This window comes from Winslowiella sp. 2C04, from assembly GCF_050037805.1.
In the GTDB taxonomy this organism is placed as follows: domain Bacteria; phylum Pseudomonadota; class Gammaproteobacteria; order Enterobacterales; family Enterobacteriaceae; genus Erwinia; species Erwinia toletana_A.
The window spans coordinates 664,919-675,144 of record NZ_CP188300.1; the positions used below are offsets into that span (position 1 = coordinate 664,919).

6 protein-coding genes are annotated in these 10,226 nt (G+C 47.9%); 4 read left to right on the top strand and 2 right to left on the bottom strand.

Annotation, left to right across the window (positions count from 1 at the left end; all coding sequences use genetic code 11):
* Positions 1-34 precede the first annotated feature (34 nt).
* From ACP3TC_RS02935 to ACP3TC_RS02945, 3 genes are all read left to right on the top strand, one after another.
* On the top strand, positions 35-3,112 hold the full coding sequence (locus ACP3TC_RS02935) for a beta-galactosidase (RefSeq protein ID WP_426817488.1): 3,078 nt from the start codon (positions 35-37) through the stop codon (positions 3,110-3,112).
* Between the two features lie 59 nt (positions 3,113-3,171).
* Positions 3,172-4,434 carry an MFS transporter gene (locus ACP3TC_RS02940; protein ID WP_313853706.1) on the top strand — a complete coding sequence of 421 codons (1,263 nt, stop codon included), beginning with the start codon at positions 3,172-3,174 and terminating at the stop codon, positions 4,432-4,434.
* A gap of 319 nt (positions 4,435-4,753) precedes the next feature.
* A complete protein-coding gene (locus ACP3TC_RS02945; protein WP_313853705.1) occupies positions 4,754-5,662 on the top strand; it encodes a LysR family transcriptional regulator in 909 nt (302 codons plus the stop codon).
* Here ACP3TC_RS02945 and ACP3TC_RS02950 read toward each other — a convergent pair.
* On the bottom strand, positions 5,659-6,435 hold the full coding sequence (locus ACP3TC_RS02950; RefSeq protein WP_426817489.1) for a substrate-binding domain-containing protein: 777 nt from the start codon (positions 6,433-6,435) through the stop codon (positions 5,659-5,661). The genes ACP3TC_RS02945 and ACP3TC_RS02950 overlap by 4 nt on opposite strands.
* An 11-nt stretch (positions 6,436-6,446) precedes the next feature.
* The gene (locus tag ACP3TC_RS02955) at positions 6,447-7,757 is read right to left on the bottom strand and encodes an MFS transporter (protein WP_313853704.1); all 1,311 of its coding nucleotides are present in this window, start codon (positions 7,755-7,757) and stop codon (positions 6,447-6,449) included.
* A gap of 1,819 nt (positions 7,758-9,576) precedes the next feature.
* Here ACP3TC_RS02955 and ACP3TC_RS02960 point away from each other — a divergent pair.
* Positions 9,577-10,203 carry a helix-turn-helix transcriptional regulator gene (locus ACP3TC_RS02960; RefSeq protein ID WP_313853703.1) on the top strand — a complete coding sequence of 209 codons (627 nt, stop codon included), beginning with the start codon at positions 9,577-9,579 and terminating at the stop codon, positions 10,201-10,203.
* Positions 10,204-10,226: the final 23 nt, after the last annotated feature.

Genomic DNA, 10,226 nt, shown 5'->3' on the forward strand with positions numbered 1-10,226 from the left:
TGAGCGCATCGCAATACGCTAAAGGAATCCGACGATGACTAACAACGCTATTGATTTAAACGCCGTATTACAACGCCGCGACTGGGAAAACCCGGCGGTTACTCAGCTGAATCAGCTGAACGCCCATCCGCCATTTTCGAGCTGGCGCTCAGCAGAACAGGCGCGTGAGGACAGCGCTTCCGCCTCACTGCGCAGCCTGAATGGCGAGTGGCAATTCAGCTATTTCGCGCGGCCAGAAGCGGTGCCTGCCAGCTGGGTGAATAGCGATCTGAGCGATGCGAATTCGACGCCGGTGCCTTCCAACTGGCAGATTCTTGGCTATGACGCGCCAATTTATACCAATGTCACCTATCCAATTCCGGTAAACCCGCCGTTTGTGCCGCAGGAAAATGCCACTGGTTGTTACTCGCTCACATTTGATGTCGATGAGCGCTGGCTGGCCAGCGGACAGACGCGGATTGTATTTGATGGCGTGAATTCTGCGTTTCATTTGTGGTGTAACGGGCAGTGGATCGGCTATGCCCAGGACAGCCGTCTGCCTTCTGAGTTTGATCTGAGCGCAGTGTTAAAGCCGTCAGAAAACCGCATTGCGGTTATGGTGCTGCGCTGGAGCGATGGCTCTTATCTGGAAGATCAGGATATGTGGCGTATGAGCGGCATCTTCCGCGATGTGTCGCTGTTGCATAAACCGGAGACCCGCCTTAGCGATGTACGGCTGGTGACGCATCTTAATGAAGATTTCAGCCGGGCCGAACTGGCAGCGTTAGTGGTGGTGGAAGGTGAGCCATTAACCGATGTGCAAATCGCCGTGCAGCTATGGCGCGGTGACCAGCTGATCACTGAGCAGCAGCAGGCTATTGGCAGCGAGATTATCGATGAGCGCGGCGCTTATCACGACCGTACTACGCTGAAACTGCCGCTGGAACGCCCGCTGTTATGGAGTGCTGAAATACCAAATCTCTATCGTGCTGTGGTGGTATTAAAGCGCGGTGAAGAAGTCATTGAAGCCGAAGCTTATGACGTTGGTTTTCGCAAAGTGGAAATCAGTGAGGGTTTGCTGAAAGTTAATGGTAAGCCGCTGCTGATTCGTGGCACCAATCGTCATGAACATCACCCGGAAACGGGCCAGGTGATGGATGTGGAGACCATGCGCCGCGATATTCTGTTGATGAAACAGCATAACTTTAACGCGGTGCGCTGCTCGCACTATCCTAATCATCCAATGTGGTATCGCCTGTGTGATTACTATGGCCTGTACGTAGTGGACGAAGCCAACATCGAAACCCACGGCATGGTGCCGATGAACCGCTTAAGTGACGATCCCCGCTGGCTACCAGCCATGACCGAGCGCGTTACCCGCATGGTGATGCGTGACCGCAATCATCCATCGATCATTATCTGGTCTCTGGGTAACGAATCCGGTCATGGCAGTAACCACGATGCGCTGTATAACTGGATTAAATCCAACGATCCGACGCGCCCGGTGCAGTACGAAGGCGGCGGTGCTGACAGTGCGGCGACGGATATTATCTGCCCGATGTACGCCCGCGTCGATCAGGATCAGCCTCATCCACAGGTGCCAAAATGGTCAATTAAAAAGTGGATTGGCATGCCGGATGAGCAACGTCCGCTAATCCTTTGTGAATATGCCCACGCTATGGGTAACAGCTTTGGCGGCTTCCATAAATACTGGCAGGCATTTCGTCAACATCCGCGTCTGCAGGGTGGTTTTGTCTGGGACTGGGTGGATCAGTCACTGATTAAGCACGATGAAAACGGCCAGCCATTTTCTGCCTATGGCGGCGACTTTGGTGACAAACCGAATGACCGTCAGTTCTGTATGAATGGTCTGGTATTTGCCGATCGTTCCCCTCATCCGGCGCTGTATGAAGCGCAGCAGGTACAACAGTTCTTCCAGTTCCAGTTACTGACCAATGGTCATCCAGCAGTAGAAGTGACCAGCGAGTATCTGTTCCGTCACAGCGATAATGAGCGACTGGTGTGGACAGTGAAGTTGGAGGGAGAAGTGCTCGCCAGCGAAGAGGTGCTGCTGGATATCGCGCCGCAAGGCAAACAGCTGATCGAACTTAATCTGCCGCCCGCGACCCGCAGTGGTCAACTGTGGCTGAATGTCGAAGTGCAGCAGATTCAAGCCACTGACTGGAGTGACGCCGGTCATGTCTGCGCCTGGCAACAATGGCGTCTGCCTGAGTTATTAAGTGAGCCGGTAAAATCCAGCCACGGTGAAAGCCCACAGCTGGATATCAGTGAGCAGACGTTCGATGTGCGGCATGGCGCGCAGCACTGGCAGTTTAATCGCGCCAGCGGCTTGCTTACGCAGTGGCAAAGCGCTGGCGAAAATCTGCTGCTGACTCCGTTACAGGATCAGTTTACCCGTGCGCCGCTGGATAACGATATCGGCGTCAGCGAAGTGACGCGCATTGACCCGAATGCCTGGGTAGAGCGCTGGAAAGCGGCGGGGATGTATGAAATGGAATCCCAGCTGATCAGTTGCGAAGCTGAATCCCTGCACCATGCGGTGCAGCTGCATACCGTTCACTGCTGGCGTGCCCAGAGCAAAACGCTGTTTATCAGCAGCAAAACCTACCGTATTGATAATCAGGGTCAGTTACAGATCAGTGTTGATGTGGAAGTCGCTTATGGCGTACCTGCTCCAGCCCGTATTGGCCTGAGCTGCCAGCTGGCAGAGGTACAGCCGCAGGTGAGCTGGCTGGGTCTCGGTCCGCATGAAAATTATCCGGATCGCCAGGCATCAGCACGCTATGACCACTGGCAGCGCCCGCTGGCAGAGATGTATACGCCGTACGTCTTTCCTACCGAAAACGGTTTGCGCTGCGGTACCACCCGTCTTGAATATGGTGATAACCAGTGGCGCGGCAATTTCCACTTTAATATCAGCCGCTACAGCCAGCATCAATTGCATGAGATTTCACATCGCCATTTGCTGCGTGAAGAGCAGGGCAGTTGGCTGAATATCGATGGCTTCCATATGGGAGTGGGTGGCGATGATTCCTGGAGCCCCAGCGTATCGCCTGAGTTTTTATTACAGGAACAACATTACCACTACACAGTGAACTGGGCGCGTAACTAACCGCCGGGTTTTTCAGGGCAGGCGCCAGCCTGCCCACTGCTCCCCTAAGGATAAGAACCATGTACTACTTAAAAAACAGCAATTTCTGGATGTTCGGGCTGTTCTTCTTTTTCTACTTTTTCATTATGGGAGCCTACTTCCCCTTCTTCCCAATTTGGCTACATGATATTAATCATGTCAGCAAAAGTGATACCGGAATTATCTTCGCCTGTATCTCTTTCTTTTCACTGCTGTTCCAGCCAATTTTTGGCCTGCTGTCCGATAAGCTTGGCCTGAAAAAACACCTGCTGTGGTTTATTACCGGCATGCTGGTAATGTTTGCGCCATTCTTTATTTACGTATTTGGGCCGCTGCTGCAAACCAACCTGCTGCTCGGTTCGATTGTCGGCGGTATCTATCTTGGCTTTATCTATAATGGCGGTGCGCCAGCGATTGAAGCCTATATCGAAAAGGTCAGCCGTCGTAGCCAGTTTGAATTTGGCCGCGCTCGCCTGTTCGGTTGTATCGGCTGGGCGCTGTGTGCCTCGATCGCCGGCATCATGTTTACCATCAATAATGAGTTTGTTTTCTGGCTGGGTTCTGGCTGTGCGGTAATCCTCGCTATTCTGCTGTTTATTGCGAAGCCGCAAACTCAGCCGTCAGCGGAAGTGGCGAATTCTCTCGGTGCCAACCACTCGCCGTTTAAATTCCGTCTGGCACTTGAGCTGTTCAGGCAGCCAAAACTGTGGTTTTTATCGCTGTATGTGGTGGGTGTATCCTGTACTTATGATGTGTTTGACCAACAGTTTGCCAACTTCTTTACCTCATTTTTCAGCACCAACGATCAGGGGACGCGTGTCTTTGGCTATGTCACCACTATGGGTGAACTGCTGAACGCCAGTATCATGTTCTTTGCACCACTGATTGTTAATCGGATTGGCGGTAAGAACGCGCTGCTGCTGGCTGGGATGATCATGTCTGTACGCATTATCGGCTCTTCCTTTGCCACCACGGCGACTGAAGTGGTGATTCTGAAAACCCTGCATATGTTTGAGATTCCTTTCCTGATTGTCGGCTGCTTTAAATACATTACCAGCCAGTTTGAAGTTCGCTTCTCAGCGACCATTTATCTGGTCTGTTTCTGCTTCTTTAAACAACTGGCGATGATTTTCATGTCGTTATTTGCCGGATACATGTATGACCGGGTCGGCTTCCACGGTGCCTATCTGGTACTGGGGCTGGTGGCGCTGTCGTTTACCGTGCTGTCGGTATTTACCCTGTCAGGCGACGGCCCGTTGACGGTGCTGCGCTCATTCGGGAAGCAAAAACAGAAAATGGCATAATCCAGTGGAAGCCACGTTCCGGGCGTAAAGCAACGGCGTGGCTTCCACACTTTCCTGCATAAGCACCTCAATTAATTTAACTGAAAATTAATCGCCTTTATCCTTCACTCTGTTCAGCCGTGGCTTTTAGACGTAGTTTATGTCGCGCCAATGTAAGTCTATTATCATGGTGTATTTATTAAGGCTCCGGCATTCAGCAGAAGCGTGAGCGCCAATGATGTTTCTGATGGTCTGTCATAACTGGCATTAGACGGTTCATGGCCTGATACCAGCATCGGCTTACTCACTTAAGCACAGTGTTTTAAGGAAGCGGATAATAATGGCGGTAAATTTTGACCTGAGTGATCTTTACGCATTCCGCGCGCTGGTGGAATACGGCAGTTTTAAATCCGCGGCTGATGCGATTTGCATATCGCAACCTGCGCTTAGCAGGCGCATTGATAAACTTGAAACCTTACTCGGTGTTAAGCTGTTTGAAAGGACAACCCGCCGCGTCAGTCTGACCTTAGTGGGGCGCAAATTCTCTCCTCGCGCCCAGCGTCTGCTGATGGATTTTGAAGAGGTAATGTCGGATATCAGTGATGTTGGCAATAGCCGGGCAGGATTAATTACCGTTGCCTGTGTGCCTTCGGCGGCTTACTATTTTATGCCAAAAGTCATTGCCGCTTTCCAGTCACACTATCCACGAGTCCGTATCAAGCTGATTGATTCCAGCGCCGGGAATGTTTATGACGCAGTGATCAGCGGCCAGGCGGATTTTGGCCTCAGCTTTACCGGAACACCGCAACCGGACGTGGAATTCTTTCCTTTAGTCGACGAAGTTTATGTTGCGGCATGCCGTCGGGATCACCCTCTTGCCGCGCGAAAAACCATGACATGGCAGGAGTTTTACACTCATCCTTATGTCAGGCTGGATAAAACCTCAGGTAATCGCAATCTGCTTGATCAGGCGTTGGGCGATATCGTTCCTGAGACGCCAGGTGTTTGTGAAACCCGACATGTCACTACCCTGCTTGGAATGGTGGAAGCCGGTCTCGGAATTGCCGCCGTTCCGGCAATGGCAATGCCAAAATCAGACCATCCTGTTCTGGCAAGCATAGGATTAATTAACCCCACGGTAAGACGTAATGTGGGGTTAATTAAACGCAGTGGCCGTGAGCTATCACACCTTGCCAGAGCGCTGGAAAAACAGATTATTGCGCTACACGCCGTCGATTCCACTGCTTAAGGCGTTGTAACAGAATCCAGCCCGGTAGCGCGCACGGTTTGCTGTACCTGCTTTGACGATAGGTAGCGGAGTAAAAGCTTCGCCTCTTCAGCGTGCTCCGTTTTAGCGGCCACAGCACCGGCAAAGCGCGTGACATACTGAACGTTGTCCGGAATTTTTCCCACAAATGATACGCCTGGAACCGGCAGCAGCTCACTCACCTGCTGAAGCCCGATAGTATAGTGGCCCTGCGCGACGGTTAACGCTACCGGGGTTTTCTCAACCTGATGCGCTTTCCCCTGAACCTGTTGTTCAATGCCCAGCTTTTTAAACAGCTGTTGCTGCACATATCTGCCACTGGCACTGTCGGAATAAGCTATCGAGTCCGTTTCCAGTAAGGCGCTCCTCAGGGTTTTATCAGTGCTGATATCTGGTTTTGGCTTACCGCTACTGACGACCACACCAATTCTTGAATCAGCAAGTTCAGTGCGCGTATCCGCAATGACCATGCCGTTGCGGCTTAAATCACTCAGCGCATCGCCGACCATAATAATCACATCAGCGTTCTCTCCAGCCGCCAGACGGTTGGGAATAGCTTCAGCAGATTTCCCCATCGACGGGCCAGGTACGGTTTTCAGGGTAATTCCCTGTTTTTCAGCAAATTCCGGCGCCAGTTTTTCCCATGCGGCTTTGAAGCCGCCAGAGATCATTACGGTTAACTCTGTTGCGTGAAGGGGCTGACTGATTAAACAAAACAGCATCGCCAGCAGACTCAAACTCATACGTTTTTGCATGAAGTAATCCATTATCCGAAAGTTTTTTTAGCAGAGTGAGGTTGTGGTGTTTCCTGTTTGTACAGATACAGGGTTGCCAGTAGTGCGCACACCGCAGCAAAACTCATCCACAATCCGGGAGAGGCTTTATCACCTGTGGTTTCAATCAGTACCGTTGAGATTGCCGGAGTGAAGCCGCCAAAAATGGCAGTAGCAAGGCTATATGCCAGCGAGAAACCGGCTACTCTGACCGAGGTTGGCATTATTTCCGTCAGGGCAGGGATCATGGCACCGTTGTACAGGCCATAAATAAATGACAACCAGAGTAAAACGCCCAGCATCATATAGAAATCAGGCGCGCCAGCCAGAAGTTTGAGCGCGGGATATGAGGTGGCGATGGCGATCAGCGCCATGGTAATCAACACTGGTTTACGCCCGAATTTATCAGAAATAGCTCCGCCAATCGGTAACCAGATAAAGTTGGACACTGCAACCAGCAGCGTGACCAACAGACTGTCAGAAGCACTCAGCAGCAGGACTTTTTTACCGAAAGTCGGGGCGTATACCGTAATCAAATAGAATGAAGTTGTCGTCATCGCCACCATCAGCATGCCGGCTACCACTATTTTCCAGTTCTCCATCAGGGTACGGAATACCTGGGATAGTTCCGGATGTTGACGTCGGGCGCTGAACTCTTCGGTTTCTTCCAGATTACGGCGCAGGAAAAAGATAAAGGGAACGATTAAACAACCAAACAGAAACGGGATGCGCCATCCCCAGTCACCGATAGCTGCTTCGTCCAGCAATGCATTAAGAGCAAATCCCATCGCGGCGGCGACCATAATCGCTACCTGCTGGCTACCGGACTGCCAGCTGGTGTAAAAACCTTTCTTTCCGGGCGTTGCAATTTCAGCCAGGTATACGGACACTCCACCCAACTCAGCACCGGCTGAGAATCCTTGCAGCAATCGACCGACGAGGACGATTAAAGGTGCCCAAAATCCGATCGCATTGTAAGAAGGAATCAGCACGATAAGAAATGTGCCCATTGCCATAATGGATAACGTAACGATAAGCCCTTTCCGGCGCCCTACTTTGTCAATATAAGCACCCAATACCACCGCGCCGATAGGGCGCATTAAAAAGCCCGCGCCAAAAACAGCAAAAGTCATCATGAGTGAGGCGAACTCACTGCTTGCAGGAAAAAAGGTATGAGCAATATAGGTTGCGTAAAAACCAAACAGGAAAAAATCGAATTGTTCTAAGAAGTTTCCCGAGGTTACCCGAAAAATTGCGCCAATACGTGAACGGGCTGATGCAGGATGAGCAGAGGTTTGATTCATTATTTTCTCCGATACATATTAAATGTGTCGTAGTTGTTACCGACTTGTATCAGGAGACTGGCGCAATAATGGTGATTTAATAAGTGCGTTTTAGTTATCGTTTGATGCGTCTGACGCATCAATGCAAAAACAACTCAGGCGTGACTGAGCACCAGGTGCAATTCTTACATTCAGTGCGGACTAAACTGAAAACCTGGCTCGTTGGATATTTGTGACAGACTTATCATGTTTGAGTCTCTCTTTGGAGCAATGTTTGGCAACCGACTGACGGCATCCCCGGTGATTCGCACACCTATTAAGAAGGTGTTTGCCACACCGCAGCAGAGATAGGCTTTTTACCCAGTTGCTACCCCTGGAACATTGATAAGGATGTATCACAGCAATGATTCGCTGTTGCAGGAGATGCTGTCACCGCGAACGGGAGTCGTGAGTGAGACTGAACTATTTAGTCGCGACAGCATGTCAGGCTGGCTTGCGATATGGAAAACGGCAAGTTGAGAATGTCTAAAGCACAGCAGAGTTTAAGAATTTTATGATTGGCAATATCGAACCACATTTCACAGGCAACTAATTACTCATCGTTACTATCCAGGTGTGGTGCATTATCATATTTGCTCACCAGATAGCCCTATATTCACCTGGTATAGAATGTAAATGCAAAATTTACACTTAAAAAAAGATCTTGATTGAGTGTATGGCTCTGCGCGAACTAAACCTGATTGTGTATTCAGGAATATTCGATATGCTCGAAATATTTAATTCCAGTATCGGATAAATCCTTGTTCTAATCCTATACTATCTGGCGGCCAATGATGTCCATTGTGGAGTAGCATGAGCTCTATTTTTTAAAGGGAATCAAAAAAATTATTATATCTACGAAATAATTTTATGAGAGCACTTGAGCCTTTTTTGCGCAGATCTCAAAGAGAGCGTGATAGATTAACAGCTTGCCATGCGCTCTATAGTTTGATGATTGGGATTAATCCTGGTGTGTATATTGGTGTAAGAATTGTCTTTTTGCATAGGAATATCTAGGCATCCTGTCAGTAATCTAAATATATGCCTATTAAAAATAAGTGTTTTTATTGATTGCTTAATTAAAGTCTTGTTTAATCAATGGGTTAAATGTTGTTTTGTTCAGCGAAAGATTACAAATTTAACACTTGGTAAAACCTGGCAGGATTGACTGAAACATTATTAGTATATAGTATGATTTGTAAGTGAACAGTCAGGGTAGTGTGACATTAATATCCGCATTATGTAAGAGTGGTTAGCAATTATGTGGAGGCTCGTTAATGGTTTGTTTAAGTTATAATTTTCCTCTGTAAATTATTAGCTTATCTAAGATCACATGAAGCTTCATTATTATAGTGCTTACAGGATAGCGCTAAGAGCAAAATTTAGACATTGGAGAACTCTCAAGGTGCTAACGCTGCGCCAGGTGAATCTCACCGATGACAATATTAGAGGAGGAGTGTTAATTTGCGAATGCAATGGAGTGTTCTTCGCGCAACATAACAGCAAGTTTTTTTGATGTATATGTTCTTACCGAAGATAAGAAATGGAAATTTAATCTTCCTGGGTATTTTTTATTAAATATTCCAAGCCCCGGTTTATAGATGAATTTTATATTTATCATCGCTGATTTTTAATTTGGCTTCGATTGATATTGGTTTGTCCCATTTCTATATAAGTCATAGCGATGTTTGCCGCTTTATGATCAATAACTTCTTAAATTATTTTTTTATATTGTAGTCTATACTTAATATTTTCTGGATGGTTAGCTGTTCATATGAGTATGGCTCTTAAGAGATTGCTAATGAAATTTTTATATCTGGGTGAAAAGAACATTGGAAGCTTGGGAATAGTCCATATTATTGAAGCGAACTATCAAGATTCTACTATTGTATTAAAAAGTATCGAAGAATGCATCGAGTCAACTATTGCCGAATCCTATGACATTTGCATCATTGATGGCAAGAAGCTGGATGATATGCCACTAACCAGCTTAAAGAAATTTGCTGCGGTGACTAACATTCCGCTGCTGATTCTTGCAAAAAAAGATCAGGGAATCTACAAATTCATAAATCATCTGAACAATGTGCGTGGAATGATTGAGTTTGAAAGTGGAGTAGAGTTATTCCTTAACGCAATCAATGTTGTGCGATCAGGTGGCTATTGCTATTCCTGGGATATCTATGCACTGAAGAACAATAATTCGGCATTATTTAATGAAGAGTATTGCGAATCTGTTGGGTTGACTCGTCGAGAGATGGAAATTTTAAAAATGTATCTTGATGGTGCAACCAACAAAGAAATCTCCGTAAAGCTTTCACGTAGTCAAAAAACCATCAGTGCACATAAGTCCAATATACTTAGAAAAATTGGGATTAAACGTTTGCCTGTCTCATCATTCAAAATGGAATGTATGGAAGTTGGTTGCTAATTTCAGCCTGACTTTTAATGACT

Bases quoted from the DNA above. Each gene is read 5' to 3' on its own strand.
- ACP3TC_RS02945 (WP_313853705.1), top strand. From the start codon at position 4,754: ATGGCGGTAAATTTTGACCTGAGTGATCTTTACGCATTCCGCGCGCTG.
- ACP3TC_RS02935 (WP_426817488.1), top strand. From the start codon at position 35: ATGACTAACAACGCTATTGATTTAAACGCCGTATTACAACGCCGCGAC.
- ACP3TC_RS02960 (WP_313853703.1), top strand. From the start codon at position 9,577: ATGAAATTTTTATATCTGGGTGAAAAGAACATTGGAAGCTTGGGAATA.
- ACP3TC_RS02955 (WP_313853704.1), bottom strand. From the start codon at position 7,757: ATGAATCAAACCTCTGCTCATCCTGCATCAGCCCGTTCACGTATTGGC.
- ACP3TC_RS02940 (WP_313853706.1), top strand. From the start codon at position 3,172: ATGTACTACTTAAAAAACAGCAATTTCTGGATGTTCGGGCTGTTCTTC.
- ACP3TC_RS02950 (WP_426817489.1), bottom strand. From the start codon at position 6,435: ATGCAAAAACGTATGAGTTTGAGTCTGCTGGCGATGCTGTTTTGTTTA.